The following is a 484-nucleotide window of genomic DNA, read 5'->3' as shown; positions in this document are numbered from 1 at the left end:
CCGTCGCCCCCCGAGCCGCGCCGCCAGCAGCGCCCCCGACTCCGCCAGCTCCGCGTCCAGCCGGGCCGGCCGTGCCAGCAGCCGCGACGGCCGCTCCCGGGCCGCCCCGGACTCGCGCCAGACCGTCACCGGCCCCGTCCGCTCCGCCAGGTCCGTCAGCTCCCTCGGCTCCGGCGCCGACAGCAGGCCGCGCCGCGCCTCCGGGGGATGGAAGGCCCGGGGGACGTGCGCGGCCTCCGGCCGGTGCGCCGCCTCCAGGGACGCCGCGAACAGCGCCTCCTCGCCCAGCGTCGTCGCCAGCCGCGACAGCACCCCCTCCAGGGCCGCGTCCCCCTCCGGCGCGTCCCCCAGCGCGAGCTGCTGGCCCAGGTCCTCGTCGTGCGCGTCCACCCGCACCGCCACCTCCGCCACGGGGCGCTCCAGCCGCAGCTCCCCCAGCCGGTGCCGGGCCAGCTCCAGCAGCAGCTTCGCCCGCGCCGTGGGC

1 pseudogene is annotated in these 484 nt (G+C 81.2%); it reads right to left on the bottom strand.

Annotated elements, in window-relative coordinates:
* Positions 1 to 484: pseudogene (locus D7V93_RS43945) on the bottom strand (Y-family DNA polymerase); the annotation flags it as partial.

This window comes from Corallococcus llansteffanensis, from assembly GCF_003612055.1.
In the GTDB taxonomy this organism is placed as follows: Bacteria; Myxococcota; Myxococcia; order Myxococcales; family Myxococcaceae; genus Corallococcus; species Corallococcus llansteffanensis.
This window is presented reverse-complemented; position numbering and strand designations above follow the sequence as displayed.